At 64.6% G+C, this 17,025-nt stretch carries 17 protein-coding genes; 10 read left to right on the top strand and 7 right to left on the bottom strand.

What is annotated here, in order from left to right; genetic code table 11:
• Positions 1-22: 22 nt before the first annotated feature.
• From pgi to tal, 3 genes are all read right to left on the bottom strand, one after another.
• On the bottom strand, positions 23-1,630 hold the full coding sequence (pgi, locus tag KAQ61_RS14180; protein ID WP_420839333.1) for a glucose-6-phosphate isomerase: 1,608 nt from the start codon (positions 1,628-1,630) through the stop codon (positions 23-25).
• A 15-nt stretch (positions 1,631-1,645) separates the two neighbouring features.
• Positions 1,646-2,764 (bottom strand): beta-ketoacyl-ACP synthase III, encoded by a 1,119-nt coding sequence (locus tag KAQ61_RS14185; RefSeq protein ID WP_210929597.1) that lies wholly within the window; start codon positions 2,762-2,764, stop codon positions 1,646-1,648.
• Between the two features lie 178 nt (positions 2,765-2,942).
• Positions 2,943-3,890, bottom strand: a complete 948-nt coding sequence (gene tal / locus KAQ61_RS14190; RefSeq protein WP_210929598.1) for a transaldolase — start codon at positions 3,888-3,890, stop codon at positions 2,943-2,945.
• A 178-nt stretch (positions 3,891-4,068) separates the two neighbouring features.
• On the opposite strand from tal, the gene KAQ61_RS14195 reads away from it, so the two are divergent.
• Entirely contained in the window at positions 4,069-4,917 is an 849-nt protein-coding gene (locus KAQ61_RS14195) for a MurR/RpiR family transcriptional regulator (protein WP_183302142.1), read from the top strand.
• Between the two features lie 208 nt (positions 4,918-5,125).
• Here the strand turns inward: KAQ61_RS14195 and KAQ61_RS14200 are convergent, their stop codons facing one another.
• The 3 genes from KAQ61_RS14200 to KAQ61_RS14210 form a co-directional block, all read right to left on the bottom strand.
• Positions 5,126-6,352 (bottom strand): porin, encoded by a 1,227-nt coding sequence (locus KAQ61_RS14200; RefSeq protein WP_210929599.1) that lies wholly within the window; start codon positions 6,350-6,352, stop codon positions 5,126-5,128.
• Positions 6,353-6,546: 194 nt separating this feature from the next.
• The gene (locus KAQ61_RS14205) at positions 6,547-7,653 is read right to left on the bottom strand and encodes a porin (protein WP_210929600.1); all 1,107 of its coding nucleotides are present in this window, start codon (positions 7,651-7,653) and stop codon (positions 6,547-6,549) included.
• 501 nt (positions 7,654-8,154) lie between these two features.
• Entirely contained in the window at positions 8,155-8,604 is a 450-nt protein-coding gene (locus tag KAQ61_RS14210) for an OsmC family protein (RefSeq protein WP_210929601.1), read from the bottom strand.
• A 384-nt stretch (positions 8,605-8,988) separates the two neighbouring features.
• Here KAQ61_RS14210 and ilvA point away from each other — a divergent pair, with 384 nt between their 5' ends.
• The 9 genes from ilvA to KAQ61_RS14255 all read left to right on the top strand — a co-directional run bounded on the left by ilvA (position 8,989) and on the right by KAQ61_RS14255 (position 16,507).
• Positions 8,989-10,548, top strand: coding sequence for a threonine ammonia-lyase, biosynthetic (ilvA, locus tag KAQ61_RS14215; protein WP_042414771.1), 1,560 nt, complete (start codon positions 8,989-8,991; stop codon positions 10,546-10,548).
• Between the two features lie 163 nt (positions 10,549-10,711).
• Positions 10,712-11,527: an adenosylcobinamide-GDP ribazoletransferase gene (locus tag KAQ61_RS14220; RefSeq protein WP_210929602.1), complete on the top strand. Its 816-nt coding sequence runs from the start codon at positions 10,712-10,714 to the stop codon at positions 11,525-11,527.
• A gap of 3 nt (positions 11,528-11,530) precedes the next feature.
• Positions 11,531-12,130: a histidine phosphatase family protein gene (locus KAQ61_RS14225; RefSeq protein WP_210929603.1), complete on the top strand. Its 600-nt coding sequence runs from the start codon at positions 11,531-11,533 to the stop codon at positions 12,128-12,130.
• Between the two features lie 14 nt (positions 12,131-12,144).
• Positions 12,145-12,423 carry a DUF2164 domain-containing protein gene (locus KAQ61_RS14230; protein ID WP_043381647.1) on the top strand — a complete coding sequence of 93 codons (279 nt, stop codon included), beginning with the start codon at positions 12,145-12,147 and terminating at the stop codon, positions 12,421-12,423.
• 149 nt (positions 12,424-12,572) lie between these two features.
• A complete protein-coding gene (locus tag KAQ61_RS14235; protein ID WP_045267674.1) occupies positions 12,573-12,869 on the top strand; it encodes a hypothetical protein in 297 nt (98 codons plus the stop codon).
• A gap of 99 nt (positions 12,870-12,968) precedes the next feature.
• Positions 12,969-13,967, top strand: a complete 999-nt coding sequence (locus KAQ61_RS14240; protein WP_210929604.1) for an LLM class flavin-dependent oxidoreductase — start codon at positions 12,969-12,971, stop codon at positions 13,965-13,967.
• 20 nt (positions 13,968-13,987) lie between these two features.
• Positions 13,988-14,698, top strand: a complete 711-nt coding sequence (locus tag KAQ61_RS14245) for a helix-turn-helix transcriptional regulator (RefSeq protein ID WP_210929605.1) — start codon at positions 13,988-13,990, stop codon at positions 14,696-14,698.
• Positions 14,699-14,866: 168 nt separating this feature from the next.
• On the top strand, positions 14,867-15,505 hold the full coding sequence (locus KAQ61_RS14250; protein WP_210929606.1) for a glutathione S-transferase family protein: 639 nt from the start codon (positions 14,867-14,869) through the stop codon (positions 15,503-15,505).
• Positions 15,506-15,592: 87 nt separating this feature from the next.
• Positions 15,593-16,507 carry a 5'-nucleotidase gene (locus tag KAQ61_RS14255; RefSeq protein ID WP_210929607.1) on the top strand — a complete coding sequence of 305 codons (915 nt, stop codon included), beginning with the start codon at positions 15,593-15,595 and terminating at the stop codon, positions 16,505-16,507.
• 60 nt (positions 16,508-16,567) lie between these two features.
• Here KAQ61_RS14255 and KAQ61_RS14260 read toward each other — a convergent pair whose 3' ends face one another.
• The gene (locus KAQ61_RS14260; protein WP_042414790.1) at positions 16,568-17,011 is read right to left on the bottom strand and encodes a hypothetical protein; all 444 of its coding nucleotides are present in this window, start codon (positions 17,009-17,011) and stop codon (positions 16,568-16,570) included.
• Between the last annotated feature and the right edge of the window lie 14 nt (positions 17,012-17,025).

The following is a 17,025-nucleotide window of genomic DNA, read 5'->3' on the forward strand; positions in this document are numbered from 1 at the left end:
GGCCGGTGTGTGCTGCGCTTCATTAATCGCCATGCGTGGGCGATTCAGCCAGCCGCTGCATCAGCGCCAAGGTGGAGGGGTCCACCCCGGCCCAGTCGTGGCTCTGCTGGCGGGCACGCAGCTCCTGCGCCAGCTTTTTGCCCAGCTCCACCCCCCACTGGTCAAAGCTGTTGATGCCCCAGACCGCACCCGCCACAAACACTCGGTGCTCGTACAGCGCAATCAAGGCCCCCAGCGACGTGGGGTCCAGCGCCTGCAGCAGCAAGAAGGTGCTGGGGCGATTGCCCGGGCAATCACGCTCCACCCCTTCGCCCTGGCGCCCCAACATCAGGGCCTGGGCCTGGGCAATTGCGTTGATCACCAGGCTTTGGTGGTGGGCCCCCAGGTACTTGCCACCATCGCGCAAGGCGATGAATTCCACCGGGATCGTGTCCTGGCCCTGGTGCAGCATCTGGAAGAAGGCGTGCTGGCCGTTGGTGCCGGGCTCGCCCCAGACCACGGGGGCCGTGGGCACCTCCAGCACCTGGCCATCGCGCGTGATGCGCTTGCCGTTGCTTTCCATCTCCAACTGCTGCAGGTAGGCCGTCAAGCGGCGCAAGCCATGGCTGTAGGGGGCGATGCAGCGGCTGCCAAAGCCCAGGAAATCACGGTTCCACACATCCAGCAAGCCCAGGCGCATCGGCAGATTGACCGCCGGGGCCGCGCTGAAGAAATGGGCATCCATGGCGTGTGCGCCCTGCAGCAGTTGGCGGAACTGCGCCGCGCCGATGGCCATCGCAATCGGCAGCCCAATCGCCGACCACAACGAAAAGCGCCCGCCCACCCAGTCCCAGAAGCCCAGCGTGCGGCTGATGCCGAACTCGGCCGCGGCCTGGACATTCGTCGTCAGCGCCACAAAGTGACGGTCGATGCTGCAGGCGGCATCCGCATCGGCACTGCCGCCATGCGCCAGAAACCATGCCCGCGCGGAACGCGCGTTCAGCATGGTTTCGGCCGTGGTGAAGGATTTGGAAGCGATCAGGAACAGCGTGCTCTCGGGCCGGACACGGCGCAGCACATGGCCCAGTTCATGGCCGTCGACGTTCGAGACAAAGTGGAACTGGGTGCCCGCATCGCCCCAGTCCTCCAGCGCTTGCACCACCACTTCCGGGCCCAGGTGCGAGCCACCGATCCCGATGTTGACGACGTCGGTGATGCGCGCATCGGCCCGCACCTGCTCGGCCAGGTCCAGCATGGCCTCCAAGGTCTGGTGCACCTGCGCCAGGGCCTGCACCATGCCACCGCCCCACTGCTGCACCACGGGATGGTCGTGCAGCAGCCCCCCATCCTGCGGCGTGCGCAGCAGCCAGTGCATGACCGCGCGCTGCTCGCTCGCATTGATGGGCGCCCCCGACAGCATGGCATCGCGCTGCTCGGTCACGCCACAGCTGTGCGCCAGATCGGCCAACAATTGCTCCGTCTGGGGCTGCCACAGATTCTTGGACAAGTCGGCAAACACATACGGCGCCTGCTGACTGAGCTGGCTCAAGCGCTCCGGGTGGTGCGCAAAGGCCTGGCGCAGGTCCAGGTTGCGGCCCTCACGGTCTGCATGCTGTTGAAGTTGCGCCCACTGTGGCGTCTGATTACACATCACCGACATAGCTCATCAACGCTTGCGCACCACCACGCTGCCCACCGAATAGCCGGCACCAAATGAACAGATCACCCCCAGGTCGCCCGCCACCAGATCCTGGCGGTGCTGGTGGAAGGCGATGATGGAGCCGGCCGACGCCGTGTTGGCAAATTCGTTCAGGATCAGGGGTGCGCGATCTTCACTGGCTTCGCCCACCAGCTTTTTCAGCACCAGCTGGTTCATGCCCAGATTGGCCTGGTGCAGCCAGAAGCGGCGCACGCCCGCAGGGTCATGGCCCAGCTGCGCCAGATGGGCCTCGATGTGCGCCGCCGCAATCGGCACCACTTCCTTGAAGACTTTGCGCCCCTCCTGCCGGAACGTCTTGTCGCGTGCTTGCGGATCGCTGTCTTCGCTGCGGTTCATGAACCCGAAATTGTTGCGGATGTTGTTGGAGAACTGGGTCGCCAGGCGTGTGCCCTGCACCTCCCAGACATCGGCCGCGGTGGCCGTGTCGGCACGCTCGATGACGATGGCCGTGCACACGTCGCCAAAGATGAAGTGACAGTCGCGGTCCTTCCACTCCAGGTGGGCCGAGGTGATCTCGGGATTGACCACCAGCACACAGCGCGCGCTGCCACTGCGCACGGCATTGACCGCCTGCTCCAGGGCAAAGGTGGCGGACGAGCAGGCCACGTTCATGTCGAAGCCGTAGCCTCCCGCGCCCAGGGCATGCTGGATCTCGATCGCCATCGCAGGATAGGCGCGCTGCATGTTCGACGCTGCGCACAGCACCATGTCGACATCGGCCCCGGTTTTTCCGGCCTGCTGCAAGGCCTGGCGCGCGGCATCCACCGCGATCTCGGCCATCAGCGAGAGCTGATCGTCGGTACGCTCCGCAAAGCGCGGGTGCATGCGCTGGGGGTCGAGCACACCGGATTTCTCCATCACATAGCGGCGCTGAATGCCGGAGGCCTTCTCGATGAACTCGACGCTGGAGTGCTGCAGCGGTGCACGTGCGCCGGACTCGATGTCTGCGGCGTGGCGGGCATTGTCCAGGTCCACGTAGCGATTGAAGGCCTCGACCAGCTCCGCATTGGTGATGGTGTAGGGGGGCTGAAACAAACCCGTGCCACTGATAACGGCTGAATGCATGAATGAGGTTTCCGGTGACCGGGCCTGGTGAGGCCCGGTGTGTGAATGTGATACGTTGAGCTGCCAACACAAGCCTGGATACGTCGTCGCGATGCCTGGTCGTACGGAAGTACTGCCTGCGGCTTCGCGCCCCGTCTCCACTGCCCATCTCCACTGGGCGGGGTCATGTTCGCCGCGCTCAGTGCGCGCGGATCAGTTGCTCCAGTTTGGCGGTGTCGACGGCAAAGGCACGAATGCCTTCGGCCAGCTTTTCCGTGGCCATGGCGTCTTCGTTGAGTGCATAGCGAAAACCGGCTTCGTCGTAGTGCACGGGTTGCAGCTCGGCGTGCCGTGCCTGCTGCGCATCCAGTGCCCGCGCGACCGGCGCCGTGCTCTGGCTCAGTTGCTCCAGCAGCTCCGGGGCAATCGTCAGCAGGTCACAGCCGGCCAGCGCCACAATCTGCCCGGTATTGCGAAAGCTGGCGCCCATGACTTCGGTGGCAATGCCAAAGTGCTTGTAATAGTCATAGATGGCACGCACGGAGCGCACCCCGGGATCGTTCGCGCCGGCCATTGCCGCCTCATCCCACTGCGCTCCGGCCTGCTTCTTGTACCAGTCATAGATGCGCCCCACAAAAGGCGAAATCAATTGCACCTTGGCCTGCCCGCAGGCAATGGCCTGGACCTTGGAAAACAACAAGGTCAGGTTGGTGTGGATGCCGCGCAGCTCCAGCTGGCGCGCCGCCTCGATCCCTTCCCAAGTGGCCGCAATCTTGATCAGCACCCGGTCAATGTGCACCCCGGCCGCCTGGTACAGATCAATCAGCCGTTCCGCACGCACCACCGTGGCCGCCGTGTCGAAGGACAAGCGCGCGTCCACCTCGGTGGAGACACGGCCGGGCACCACCGACAGGATTTCACAGCCAAAACGCACCAGCAACCGGTCGATCACCTCCGCCAGGTCGGCCTGGGGAAAGCGCTGCACGGTCTCGGCCAGCAACGGCTGGTACGCGGGCTGCTGGACCGCCTTCAATATCAGCGACGGATTGGTGGTGGCGTCCCGGGGGCGGAACTGCGCCAATTGTTGAAAGTTGCCGGTATCCGCCACCACGGTGGTGTACTGCTTCAGTTGTTCGAGCTGGTTCATCTTGTCTCTGCTGTTTTCCTGGTGTTCGTACGGTGGAACGCATCGCCAAACCCCAAGTGTAGTGCCGGCCTCACAGACATCCGCCTGTCACAATGACCCAAGGCACGATGGTTTGTTGCAAGTGGCGGAAAATCGCAGCCTTTGGTGCACGGCGCACCACCACACAAGGACTGTTTGCATGCTGGACCGGATTTCTGCCTCTTTGCCTTCGCTCGCACCTGCGGAGCAGCGGGTCGGGAAATTGGTGCTGGAAGACCCCCACCGCTTTGCACGTTTGCCGGTGCGCGAACTGGCGGAGCGGGCCCATGTCAGCAAACCCACGGTGGTGCGCTTTTGCCGCAGCATGGGCTATGACGGGCTGGCGGATTTCAAGCTCAAGCTGGCCGGCAATGTCGCCGAAGGCGTGCCCTTTGTGCACCGCAGCGTGGATGTGGACGACAAGACCTCCGATGTCCTGGTCAAGGTGATCGACAACTCCGTCGCCGCCTTCCTGCAGTACCGCAACGCCGCCAACCCCGCCGCCATCGAACAGGCGGTGAACGCCATCAGCAGCACCTGGCAGCGCAAGCAGCGCCTGGAGATTTACGGCGTAGGCAACTCCGGCGTGGTGGCCCAGGACGCACAACACAAGTTCTTTCGCCTCGGCATCAGCAGCCAGGCCACCAGCGACACCCACATCCAGACCATGGGCGCCACCATGCTGCGCCCCGGCGACTGCCTGATCGTCATCTCCAACTCCGGACGCACGCGAGAGCTGGTGGACGTGGCCCACATTGCCCGCCACCAGGGCGCCACCGTCATCGCCATCACCTCCAGCCACACCCCGCTGTCGGACTCCAGCCACATCCTGCTGGCGGCCGACAACCTGGAAGGCTCCGATCTCTACAGCCCCATGGCCTCGCGCCTGCTGCACCTGCTGATCATCGACATTCTGGCAACGGCCGTGGCCTTGAAAATGGGAGACGGCCTGGCGCACAACCTGCAAAACCTGCAGAACCAGTTGCAACAAAAGCGCTATGGCATCTGAAGTGGTTGCGGCTTGCCCCAAAAAGATGTGCATGCTGCACCTGCAATTCATTACTTTCAAAAATAAAAAACTTTGAATTCAAGGCTGCACGATCGCCTACAGCTTTGTTTTTCATAGCTGATTACCAATCCGTCGACGCTACCCTCAGACCTTGGCAGGCACAAAAAAACCGGCATGGCTGCCGGTTTCGGATGCAAGCCTCAGACCATCAGAAGCGATGGCGCAGGCCCACGGTAAAGCCGGTGCGGCTGCGGGCGCCGCTGGTATTGTCCAGCACCGTCCCCTGTCCACCGCTGATGCTGGTGCGGTCGATCGCCAGGTACGCATCCGTGCGCTTGCTGAAGGCATAGTCGGCTGCAGCCACCAGGAAGTTGGCCGTGCTGTTGAAGTTGCCCGACACGGAACCGGTCTGCTTACCGCGGAAATAGTGCATGCCCAAGTTCAGCTGCGGCGTGATCTGGTAACCGAACCCCACCTTGAACAACTGTCGCTTGTCCGCATCACCCGACTGGAAGCCGCCATTGGTTTGGCCCGACCAGTAGGCATTCAGCAGTGCACGATCCACCGCATTCCGGACATTCACTGGGGACAGGGGAGAATTGGGCGTGTCGAATTTCGCCTTGTTCAGACCATAGCCCGCATTGAAGTACCAAGGACCAGTGCGGTAAGAGCCCCCCAGCGTCCAGGCATCCACCTTGGTGCTACCAGGCAATTCGGTGCGCAGATAGCCGCCACCCAGCGCCAAACCATCCGCGGAATAGCGCAGGTAGCCACCCATCGTTTTGACCGCTCCCCCGGACAATGTTGCCAAAGTCCGTTGCTGAATCAGGCCCGGCAAAGCCGCCTGATTAGCTGGAAATCCGGCCTCCAGATCTTTGGTGTCGTTATTTTCACCAAACGAATACTGCAAGGCACCCACCCACTTGCGGTCAGGTGTAGCGATCAAGTATTTCAGTTGATTGCTGGTCCGTGCGCCCATCGCCATGCCCAACTCTGGCTTGTAAGCGTCCATGTAGGGGGAATAAGGGAACGATGCGTACGTTGAAGTCACTACATCAAACAACACGTTCCACTGACGCCCCATGGTCAGGCGACCATAAGGACCTTGCAGGCCAACATAAGCCAATTGGAAAAAGGGCGCTGTGGCGTCCTTGTCGCCGGTGTCGGTATTGAAACGATGCTCCAGCTCAACCAGGGCTTTGGTGCCACCCCCCAGATCTTCTTCCACCTTGATGCCCCAGCGGCTTTGCGACATGCCGCCACCTACCATTTTGGTCAGCCCACTTTTGCCAGTCCCCTCGTTGGTGGTGTGGCGAACCGCTGCATCCACAATCCCCCACAGCTCCACCTTGCTGGCACCTGTCTGCTGCGCCATTGCCGTGGTAGCTACACCGCACAAAGCAGCCACGGCTGCAGCCAAGATTTTCTTTTGCATCTGTTTGTCTCCTTGAAGTGAATTGTTCGATTCAGGATGCAAATTCATTCTAGAAAAGCACAGGCGTTCTAATTTTTGTTTTCGCGTGGAAACCACACTCGTTTTCCCGTGCTACAGGGCAGCGACAACGCAAAAAGCCAGCCCGAAGGCTGGCTTTTTTATCTAAACAAAACTGAGGCTAGCTCAGCTTCAAATTAGAAAGCGTGGCGAACACCAACTTGCAGACCGTGCTGCGAACCGTTGTCTTTCAGAGCAACGCCAGACTGCAGAGCCAAGCCCAGGTTTGCGCCGTTATCGTTCTTGTTCTTGATATAAGCGTAGGTACCGTACACAGCTGTGCGCTTAGACAAGTTGTGCACATAACCCAGGGCGAACTGGTCAGCCTTCAGCTTGTTGGCACCAAACAAAGTCGCTTCGGAACGGTTGTAAGAAGCCTTCACTTCACCAGCTGCGCCCACGGGAGCGGACAGACCGATGTAGTAGCCCTTCATCTTGTCCTTGTTGCCATTCTCAGCCTTGGCCTTGGAATCGCGGTAAGCACCAGCAAGCTTAACAACGCCAAAGTTGTAAGAAGCGCCCAAAGCCCAAGCAGTCACATCACGACCATACACAGCGGCAACAGGAGCCGGAGTAGTAATCGCAGCAACGTAGCCCTTGTTGTTCTGACGCTCGCCCGACAGACCGATGCTCAGAGGACCGTTGTCATATGTCAGGCCACCACCGAAGTAGCGGCTGGTACGGTTGGAGTCTTGCTCACCGAAACCGTAGTTCACAGCAGCCTTGAAGCCGCTAAAGTTAGGCGACACGTAAGTGATCATGTTGCTAACGCGTTGGTTGGTCGTAGCGACCGAACCCACCTTAGCATCGGCCCACAGACGGGACACGCCATAACCTACTTGACCGAACACGTCGTAACGGCTGGTGGCCTTCCAAGCTTCGGTCAGATCACGACCCATACGCACTTCACCGAAGCCGCCTTCCAGGCCCAAGGTTGAACGACGCTTGAATGCCAAGCCGTCAGTAGCCTTAGCACCTTCGTAACCGGAACCACCACTGCCTTCATCAGCCAAGATGCCAGCTTCCAGCCAGAAGTTAGCCTTCAGGCCGCCACCCAGGTCTTCCACGCCGCGGAAGCCCAGACGGCTGGTTTGGTTAGCGCCGGAATTCAGACCAGACCAGTTATCTTGGCCGCTCACATAAGACACAGCTTCGTCAACCACACCGAACACGGTCACGGAAGATTGAGCGAAAGCGGCGCCGGAAGCAGCAACTGCGGCCAGGGCGATCAGAGATTTCTTCATATCGATTTACTCCAAGGTTTGTAGAGGGCACGTACGCAGCTTGGCGTCTGTTCTTTGTTGCGTCTTTTGATACGCATCAGACACTGCGGGGCGCGCCAACCTCCTGGTGGGGAAGTTGGGCTTATTGCACCAGACTGGAACCCCTTGCGCAAAGCAAATCCCCTCTTGGGTGCCATTTTTGCTTGGTTTTGTTGCTCATCAGCAACAAAATGAGCGAGGGTGCGGGTGACCTCGCAATGTCACTTGGCTCAAACGCTCGCGACACTTTTCTCTGAGTACGCAAGACAGCCAATCACCACCAGAAAGCTTGCGCTCACATCGATGCCGCATCGAAGCATGACCACATGCACTTTTTCGATGCAGCGCGGGGACCCGTCTCGCCCGAACTGCACCACCCCACCGGAATCAATTCGTCACTGACACCAACCCAATACACCGACGATGCAACAAAAAAAGCGCCAACTTAGCGCTTTTTATCGTCATTCAGCGCGTGCAACGCCTTCAGGCTTCCAGCACCTCAAAGCTGGTGGTGATCTCCGCGGTTTTGCCCAGCATGATGCTGGCCGAGCAGTACTTCTCGTGGCTCATGGCGATCGCGCGCTCCACGGCGGCAGCGGGCAAGGCCTTGCCGGTCACGGTGAAGTGCATATTGATTTTGGTGAACACCTTGGGCTCCAGCTCGGCCCGCTCGGCCTGCAGCTTGACGGAGCAGCCGCGCACGTCGTGCCGGCCGCGCTTGAGGATCAGCACCACGTCGTAGGCCGTGCAACCGCCGGTACCGGCCAGCAGGGCCTCCATCGGGCGCGGCGCCAGGTTCTGCCCGCCATTGGCCGGGGTGCGCTCATCGGGCGCACCATCCATGGCCAGCACGTGGCCGCTGCCGGTTTCCGCGATAAAGCCCATGCCCGAGCGGGTTCCTGCCGCGCCGGTCCAGCTGACTGTGCATTCCATGTTCATTTTCTCCTTGCTTCACGCAGTCATTGAGTGGGGTGTTCCGCCCAACAGAATTGCAGCACACAAACCTGAATGTTCAGAAAACCCTGAAATCTTGTTGCAACGCAGCATTATCCAGGCTACAATGCGCGCCATGCGTTGGATCGCCGAGGTTTTCACCCGCGATGCCCACAGTGGCGTGGTCTACTGTAGCGCACCAGTTGTCTCCTCCACCTCCTCTAACGGTGGATTCAGCCCCAAGCCTCTCGGTTTGGGGCTTTTTTTTGCCTGGCGATGCCTGTCATCCAGCTCCGCCATGACGTGCTCCAGGGTGAATGCCTATGATGGACCCCCTTGGAATGGCCCGGCACTCATGCCCGCGCCAGACCTGGTTTGCCGCATATGACCACTACCAAGCACCTCACCCCCTTTGACTACCTGACCAAGATCCTGACGGCCCGTGTCTACGACGTGGCCGTGGAGTCGGACCTGGAGCCCGCCAAGAACCTCAGCCGCCGCCTGCACAACAAGGTGCTGCTGAAGCGCGAGGACCAGCAGCCCGTGTTCAGCTTCAAGCTGCGGGGCGCCTACAACAAGATGGCCAACCTGTCGCCCGAGCAGCTGCAGCGCGGCGTGATCTGCGCGTCGGCCGGCAACCACGCCCAGGGCGTGGCCCTGGGGGCCAAGAAACTGGGCTGCCGCTCGGTGATCGTGATGCCCACGACCACACCCCAGGTCAAGATCGATGCCGTCCAGGCCCTGGGCGGCGAGGTGGTGCTGGCCGGCGACAGCTACTCCGACGCCTACAAGCACGCCGTCAAGCTGCAAAAGACCGAAGGCCTGACCTTTGTGCACCCGTTTGACGATCCGGACGTGATCGCCGGCCAGGGCACCATCGCCATGGAAATGCTCAGCCAGCTGCAAAAGCTGGGCAGCCCGCGCCTGGATGCGGTGTTCGTGGCGATTGGCGGCGGCGGTCTGATCAGCGGCGTGGCCAACTACATCAAGGCCGTGCGCCCCGAGATCAAGGTCATCGGCGTGCACACCAAGGACTCCAATGCCATGCTGCAGTCCGTGCAGTCCGGCGAACGCGTGGAGCTGCCCGACGTGGGCCTGTTTGCCGACGGCACGGCCGTGAAGCTGGTGGGCGAAGAGACCTTCCGCATCGCCAAGGACCTGGTGGACGACTATGTGGTGGTCGACACCGACGCCGTCTGCGCCGCCATCAAGGACATCTTTGTCGACACACGCTCCATCGTCGAGCCGTCGGGCGCCCTGGCCGTGGCCGCCATCAAGCAGTACGTGGCCAAGCACAAGACCAAGGGAGAGACCTACGCCGCCATCCTGTGCGGTGCCAACATGAACTTCGACCGCCTGCGCTTCGTGGCCGAGCGCGCCGAGGTGGGCGAGGAGCGCGAAGCCCTGTTCGCCGTGACCATCCCCGAGGAGCGCGGCAGCTTCAAGCGCTTTTGCGAGGTGGTGGGCAAGCTGCCCGGCGGCCCACGCAGCGTGACCGAGTTCAACTACCGCATCAGCCACCAGAACAAGGCCCATGTCTTCGTCGGCCTGACCACGCCGACCAAGGGTGAGTCGGAGAAGATCACCAAGAACTTCCACAAGCACGGTTTCGAGGCGCTGGACCTGACCTTCGACGAAATGGCCAAGGAACACCTGCGCCACATGGTGGGCGGCCATTCGCCCCTGGCGCAGGACGAGCGCCTGCTGCGCTTCGTCTTCCCCGAGCGGCCCGGCGCCCTGTTCAAGTTCCTGAGCCTGATGGCGCCGACCTGGAACATCTCGCTGTTCCACTACCGCAACCAGGGCGCGGACTATGGCCGCATCCTGGTCGGCATGCAGGTGCCGGCCAAGGACAGCAAGAAGTTCGACGCCTTCCTCAAGCAGCTGGGCTACCCCTGGGTGGAGGAAACCGACAACCCGGCCTACCAGCTGTTCCTGAAGTAACGCGCCCCGGGCGTGGCGGGCTCCGGTGGTGCAACCACCGCCCTGCCCGCCGGCGCACGGCACCGCAGGCCGCAGCCCGCCGGCACCGCCTGCGGATTTGGCATGTTTTTGGCACTTGGCGCTGATGCAACAAGCGCCAGCAGCTCTACTTTTCATACCACTCATGCAGCCTCTGCGCCACTTCCTGCTGGCCCTCCAGTTCTTCAGCCGCATCCCCGTGACCGGCCGCCTGGCGGCCTGGGTGGGCTGGAGCCCGGCCCTGCAGCGCGCCAGTGCCGGCCACCTGCCCGGCGTGGGCTGGCTGATCGGCCTAGTCGCCGCCGCCGTGGTGCTGGCCTGCCATCACGCCCTAGCCACGCACCCCATGCTGCCGTGGGTGGCGGCGGTGCTCAGCACGGCGGCCACGCTGTGCGTGACGGGCGGTTTCCACGAAGACGGGCTGGCCGATGTGGCCGATGGCCTGGGCGGCCACCTGCCCGCCGAGCGGGCGCTGGAAGTGATGAAGGATTCGCGCTTGGGCGCCTATGGCGCCATGGCGCTGTGCCTGGGCCTGCTGGCCAAGGTGGTGTTCGTGGCCTTGCTGGTGCAGATCGACGTGGCCGCCGCGGCCCTGCTGCTGTGCGGCGTGCACGTGCTGTCGCGCGCCGCGCCGCTGGTGCTGATGCGCACCCTGGCGCATGTCAGCAAGCCGGACGCCTCCAAAACCCTGCACATCGCCGGCAGCCCGCTGGGCTGGGGCGGCGTGCTGACCGGGCTGCTGTGGTGCCTGCCGGCGCTGGCGGCGGTGTACGTCTACCTGGGCCAGGCCACCGTGCTAGCCCTGCTGCTGACGGGGACCGTCGTCACCGCCTACCTGGGCTGGCGCTTCCAGCGCCGCCTGGGCGGCATGACGGGCGACTGCCTGGGCGCCACCCAGCAGCTGTGCGAACTGGCCATGTACCTGGTCGCGGGCCTGTTGCTGGCCCAGTACGTGCTCTGAGCCATGGCCGCCCCCGCCCTCTGGCTGCTGCGCCACGCCCAACCGCTGATTGCCCCCGGCGTCTGCTACGGCCAGCTGGACGTGCCGGCCGACCCGCAGCACACCCTGCAGGCGGCCCTGCGCGCGGGGGCGGCGCTGCCGCGGCAGGCCGTCGTGCGCCATTCGCCCCTGCAAAGGTGTGAGCAGCTGGCCCACGCCCTGCAAGCGCCGGAGGCGCTTTTGGTGCCCGATGCGCGCCTGCAGGAAATGCATTTCGGCCGCTGGGAAGGCCAGGCCTGGAGCGCCATCGCCCGCTCCGAGCTGGACGCCTGGGGCCAGGACCTGTACCACACCGCCCCCGGCGGTGGCGAAAGCCTGGCCACCATGCTGCAGCGTGTGTCCCGCGCCTTGCGGCACAGCTGGGCGCAGGACAGCCGGTACGGCCAGCGCGACGTGGTCTGGGTCACGCACGCCGGCGTGATCCGCTGCGTGCAGTGGCTGCTGCAATACGGCCATGCCCAACCCCGCGCCCAGGACTGGACCCTGCCCGCCCCCGCCTTCGGCGAGTGGCTGCGCCTGCCGCTGGCCGGCATGGCCACCACCGTGCGGACCCTGCAACCCTGAACCCTGTCCAGCCCATGCCGATCACCTTGCCCGACACCACGCAGCAGCAGGCCGTGGCCTCCATCGAACGCTATTTCCGCGAACACATGGACGAGCCCATCGGCAACGTCGCCGCCGCCGGCCTGCTGAAGTTCTTCCTGGCAGAGATCGCCCCGCTGGCCTACAACCAGGGCGTAGCCGACGCCCAGGCCCAGATGCAGCAGCGCGTGGCCGAGATCGACATCGACGTGCACCAGGAGGCCTTCACCTTCTGGCAAGCACGCCCACGCACGCGCCGCGGTCAGGGAGACTGACGCCGGCGGTGGACCAGGCACGACGCCACAGGCCCTACCGTCGGACGACGACCAGGCGCAGCAACGGCGCACCCGTAGCCGCTAGGGCGGCAGCCGGTGCCGCATAACCTGCCGGCGCCGGGGTCATGCGCAAGCTGCACAATGAACGCATGTTTGAATCCCTGCGTACCTGGGCCACCCCCTACGGTGGCGATGTCTTCCTCTACATCAGCGTGCTGGCTGTGGCCAGCGTGGTGGGCCTGCAGCTGTACAAGCAGCGGCTCAGCAGCTTCACGCTGCAGCGCTTCATCCGACTGGGTGCGCTGATTGCCCTGCCGCTGACCATCATCGCCATGGAAATGGGCGAGCAGCACTGGGGCATCGCCGTGGTCGCCATCGTCTGGGCCGTGGCCGTGGCCATCATCAGCAAGAATGCCGTGGCCCTGCGCAAAGACAGCAAAAAGTGAGCTGACAGCGCTGGTTTTTTGCGGCTTCCCGATGGTTTTTCATCTGAAATCCGCCTGCAGCCTGCGCTGAACGCTTCGGTTTGAAGAGTGGAGTTCCCCATGCATTTCAAGACACCACGCCTGTCCATGCTGGACCTGGTGCCCGTGCGCGAAGGCGGCACGGTGCGCCAGGCGCTGGACATTGCCGTGCAGACCGCACAAAAGGCCGAGGCCCTGGGCTTTGCCCGTTACTGGCTGGCCGAGCACCACAACATGCCGGGCATTGCCAGCTCGGCCACGGCGGTACTGATCGGCCACATTGCCGGCCAGACCACACGCATCCGCGTTGGCTCGGGCGGCATCATGCTGCCCAACCACCCGCCGCTGGTCGTGGCCGAAGCCTTTGGCACCCTGGCCGAGCTGTACCCCGGCCGCATCGACCTGGGACTGGGCCGCGCCCCCGGCACGGACGGCGCCACCATGCGCGCCCTGCGCCGGGACCGTGTCGAGACCGAGGAGGACTTCCCGCGCGACGTGGCCGAGCTGCAGCGCCTGCTGGGCCCCGCCGACCCGAACGCGCGCATCAGCGCCACCCCCGGCAGCGACACCCACATTCCCATCTGGCTGCTGGGCTCCAGCCTGTATTCCGCCCAGCTGGCCGCCATGAAGGGCCTGCCCTACGCCTTCGCCTCGCACTTTGCACCGCGCTTCCTGCACCAGGCGATCGGGCTGTACCGCCAGCTGTTCCGCCCCTCCGCCGTGCTGGACAAGCCCTATGTCATGGTCGGCGTGCCCGTGGTGGCCGCCCCCACCGATGCCGAGGCGCAGTTCCTGGCCACCAGCACGCAGCAGCGCGTGCTGGGCATCCTGACCGGCCAGCGCGGCAAGCTGCCCCTGCCAGTCGAAGGCTTCCTGCAGCAGCTGGGCCCGCGCGAGCAGGCAGCCATCCAGGACTTTCTGGCGCTGGCCGTGGTCGGCGGCCCCGAGACCGTGCGCCAGGGCTTTGCACAGATCCAGCAGAGCACCGAGGCGGACGAGCTGATCCTGGTCACCGACATCCACGACCCCGCGCTGCGCCTGCGCAGCCTGGAAATCAGCGCCCAGGCCCTGGCGGGCTGACGCCCCCTCAGCGCCCCGCCATGAGCCGCTCCGCCCGCCTGCTGCAGCTGCTGGAGCAGCTGCGCCGCGCGCAGCCAGCGCCAGCCACAGACCGGACCGGGCCAGCCCTGGCCCAGGCGCTGGGCATCAGCCTGCGCACCCTGTACCGCGACATTGCCACGCTGCGCGAACAGGGCGCGGCGATTACCGGCGAACCCGGCATGGGCTACGAGATGCGCCCGGGCTTTGTGCTGCCGCCGCTGATGTTCACCCCGGATGAGCTGGAGGCCCTGCTGCTGGGCGCACGCTGGGCCAGCCAGCAGGCCGACCCCGCACTGGCCCAGGCCGCCCAGACCGCGCTGGACCGCGTGCGCAGCGCCTTGCCGCTGGAGCTGCGCATCGAGGTGGACACCAGCGGGCTGCTGGTGCCCGCCATGGACCGGGCCGACGCCCCGACCGAGCCCTGGCAGACGCCGCTGCGCCACGCCATCCGTCACCAGCGCAAGATCGTGCTGCACTACCGCGATGAAAAGGGCCAGCCCAGCGAACGCTGCATCTGGCCGTTTGCCATGGCCTTCTTTGACCGCCACCGCGTGCTGGCCGCCTGGTGCGAGCTGCGCCAGGATTTCCGGCACTTCCGCGCCGACCGTGTGCGCTCGGTCACGGCCCTGTCCGAGCGCTACCCGGAACCCCGTGCCCACCTGATCGAGCGCTGGTCGCGCCAGCTGTGCAGCCGCACCGACCGCAGCTGACACGGCCCAGGCAGATGCCCCCGGCGCTGTTCGACGCAGCGGCCACCCGGTGCCCATGGCAGTGCCATCCATGCCCCCACGGCCGCGATGCACTGCTGACAGAAACTGTCAGCAGGCCTGCCTACAGTCGCGGCCATGGCGCTGTTGCCATGTGTTGCCCCCTCTGTCATGACCCCTCACGCCCCTGCCCTGCACCTGTTCTTCCACCCCCACTCGCGCGCCGCCATGGTGCGCTGGATGCTGGAGGAATGCGGCGCCCGCTATGCCCTGACGCGGCTGGAATTTGGTGCCGACATGAAGTCACCCGGCTATCTGGCCCTCAACCCCATGGGCAAGGTGCCCACGCTGCTGCACGGCAACACCGTCATCACCGAAACGGCCGCCATCGTGGCCTACCTGGCCGAGCTGTTTCCCGAGCAGCAACTGGCACCCGCCCCGGGCAGCGCGCTGCGCGGCAGCTATTACCGCTGGATGTTCTACCTGGCCGGGCCTGCCGATGCCGCGCTGACCGCACAGCACCTGGGCTACCTGACCGACCAGACGCCCGAGCACGCCTCCATGGCCGGCTACGGGCGCCTGGAGGACGTGGTGGAAACACTGCGCCAGGCCGTGGCCGGCCGGCGCTACCTGTGCGGCGACCAGTTCACGGCGGCCGACCTGCTGATGGTCAGCTACCTGCGCTGGGGGCACACGATGAAGCTGCTGCCGCCGCTGCCCGAGTTCAGCGCCTACAGCCTGCCGCTGCTGGACCGCCCGGCATCCTTGCGCGCCCTCGCGCTCAACGAGGCCGAGCTGCCCACGGCCTGAGGCCCGGCCCTGGGGCGGCGCGCCGGCCTGCGCCGGGCATTCCCCGCTACCATGGTGGCCATGCCTGCCTCCACCGACTGATCCCACATGGCCGTCAGCCTCCACGACCAACTGGTTGTTGCCATCTCCTCGCGCGCCCTGTTCAACTTTGAAGAGGAGAACCAGGTCTTCAACCAGGACCCGGGCGCCTACCAGCAGTTGCAGCGCGAGCGGCTGGACCTGCCCGCGCCGCCGGGCGTGGCCCTGCCCCTGGTGCGCAAGCTGCTGGCCTTCAACCAGGGCGACCGGCAACGTGTCGAGGTGGTGGTGCTGTCGCGCAACGACCCGGTCAGCGGCATGCGCGTGTTCCGCAGCGCCAAGGCCCATGGGCTGGACAGCATCCAGCGCGGTGTGTTCACGCAGGGGCGCGACCCGTTCGGCTACCTGCGCCCGCTGGGCGCCCACCTGTTTCTGTCGGCCAACGCGGCCGATGTGACCCAGGCGCTGAACCTGGGCTACCCCGCCGCCCGCGTGCTGACGGAATCGGCCGGCGCCAGCAGCGCCCACCCGCAGGAAGTGCGCATCGCCTTCGACGGCGATGCGGTGCTGTTCTCGGACGAGGCCGAGCGCGTCTACCAGGCCGAGGGGCTGGATGCCTTCCTGCGCCACGAGGTCGAGCACGTGGCGCAACCCCTGCCCGACGGCCCCTTCAAGCCCCTGCTGGCGGCCTTGCACCGCCTGCAGCAGGCCGCCCAGGGTGGCGAGACCGGCGGCATGCGCCTGCGCACGGCCCTGGTCACGGCCCGCAGCGCGCCCGCGCACGAGCGCGCCATCCGTACGCTGATGGACTGGCAGATCGAAGTGGATGAGGCCATGTTCCTCGGCGGCCTGCCCAAGGGGGAGTTCCTGCGCGAATTCGCACCGGACTTCTTCTTCGACGACCAGACCGGCCATGTCCAGTCGGCCAGCGCCCATGTGCCGGCGGGCCATGTGCGCAGCGGCATCGCCAACGCCACACCCTGAGCAGCGCGCCCATGAAAAAGCCACCTGACGGTGGCTCTGATGGGATGGGCACCGGGGTGCTTACAGACCGCCGGTGCGCTTGACCTTGGGCTCGGCGTAGGTCAGTGGCTCGGTGCGCACCTGCAGCATGTTGCGTTCCTGCTGGTCGGTCTTCTGCGCTTCCTGGGCCGCTTCCACCGCCATCGCGCTGGCGCGCCACATCGACTGGATGTGCTCGATCAGCTGCTTGTAGATGGGCTCCTTGGGCGGCTCCTGCTCTTCTTCCTTCACCTTCTTCTCCTGCACCTCGGTCCAGTCGCGGTCTTCCAGGCTCTTGTCCGAGGGCTTTTCCGGACTCTTGATGGTGACGGTCACGCCCTCACCCAGCTTGTCCGCGGACTCCACGGCATTCACCGCGTGCACGGGGCGCACCGCCGCCGGTCCCGACGCACCTGTGGAGTACAGATTGGCACCCTGGGTGTTGGTCCACTGGATGGGAGTACGTTCTACAGGTGGTATTGACATGGCGAGGCCCTCGA

It is taken from the genome of Comamonas aquatica, from assembly GCF_018064205.1.
Taxonomy (GTDB): domain Bacteria; phylum Pseudomonadota; class Gammaproteobacteria; order Burkholderiales; family Burkholderiaceae_C; genus Comamonas; species Comamonas aquatica.

Excerpts from the sequence above, each read along its gene's own strand:
- pgi (WP_420839333.1), bottom strand. The coding sequence starts at position 1,630 with ATGTGTAATCAGACGCCACAGTGGGCGCAACTTCAACAGCATGCAGAC.
- KAQ61_RS14185 (WP_210929597.1), bottom strand. The coding sequence starts at position 2,764 with ATGCATTCAGCCGTTATCAGTGGCACGGGTTTGTTTCAGCCCCCCTAC.
- tal (WP_210929598.1), bottom strand. The coding sequence starts at position 3,890 with ATGAACCAGCTCGAACAACTGAAGCAGTACACCACCGTGGTGGCGGAT.
- KAQ61_RS14195 (WP_183302142.1), top strand. The coding sequence starts at position 4,069 with ATGCTGGACCGGATTTCTGCCTCTTTGCCTTCGCTCGCACCTGCGGAG.
- KAQ61_RS14200 (WP_210929599.1), bottom strand. The coding sequence starts at position 6,352 with ATGCAAAAGAAAATCTTGGCTGCAGCCGTGGCTGCTTTGTGCGGTGTA.
- KAQ61_RS14205 (WP_210929600.1), bottom strand. The coding sequence starts at position 7,653 with ATGAAGAAATCTCTGATCGCCCTGGCCGCAGTTGCTGCTTCCGGCGCC.
- KAQ61_RS14210 (WP_210929601.1), bottom strand. The coding sequence starts at position 8,604 with ATGGAATGCACAGTCAGCTGGACCGGCGCGGCAGGAACCCGCTCGGGC.
- ilvA (WP_042414771.1), top strand. The coding sequence starts at position 8,989 with ATGACCACTACCAAGCACCTCACCCCCTTTGACTACCTGACCAAGATC.
- KAQ61_RS14220 (WP_210929602.1), top strand. The coding sequence starts at position 10,712 with ATGCAGCCTCTGCGCCACTTCCTGCTGGCCCTCCAGTTCTTCAGCCGC.
- KAQ61_RS14225 (WP_210929603.1), top strand. The coding sequence starts at position 11,531 with ATGGCCGCCCCCGCCCTCTGGCTGCTGCGCCACGCCCAACCGCTGATT.
- KAQ61_RS14230 (WP_043381647.1), top strand. The coding sequence starts at position 12,145 with ATGCCGATCACCTTGCCCGACACCACGCAGCAGCAGGCCGTGGCCTCC.
- KAQ61_RS14235 (WP_045267674.1), top strand. The coding sequence starts at position 12,573 with ATGTTTGAATCCCTGCGTACCTGGGCCACCCCCTACGGTGGCGATGTC.
- KAQ61_RS14240 (WP_210929604.1), top strand. The coding sequence starts at position 12,969 with ATGCATTTCAAGACACCACGCCTGTCCATGCTGGACCTGGTGCCCGTG.
- KAQ61_RS14245 (WP_210929605.1), top strand. The coding sequence starts at position 13,988 with ATGAGCCGCTCCGCCCGCCTGCTGCAGCTGCTGGAGCAGCTGCGCCGC.
- KAQ61_RS14250 (WP_210929606.1), top strand. The coding sequence starts at position 14,867 with ATGACCCCTCACGCCCCTGCCCTGCACCTGTTCTTCCACCCCCACTCG.
- KAQ61_RS14255 (WP_210929607.1), top strand. The coding sequence starts at position 15,593 with ATGGCCGTCAGCCTCCACGACCAACTGGTTGTTGCCATCTCCTCGCGC.
- KAQ61_RS14260 (WP_042414790.1), bottom strand. The coding sequence starts at position 17,011 with ATGTCAATACCACCTGTAGAACGTACTCCCATCCAGTGGACCAACACC.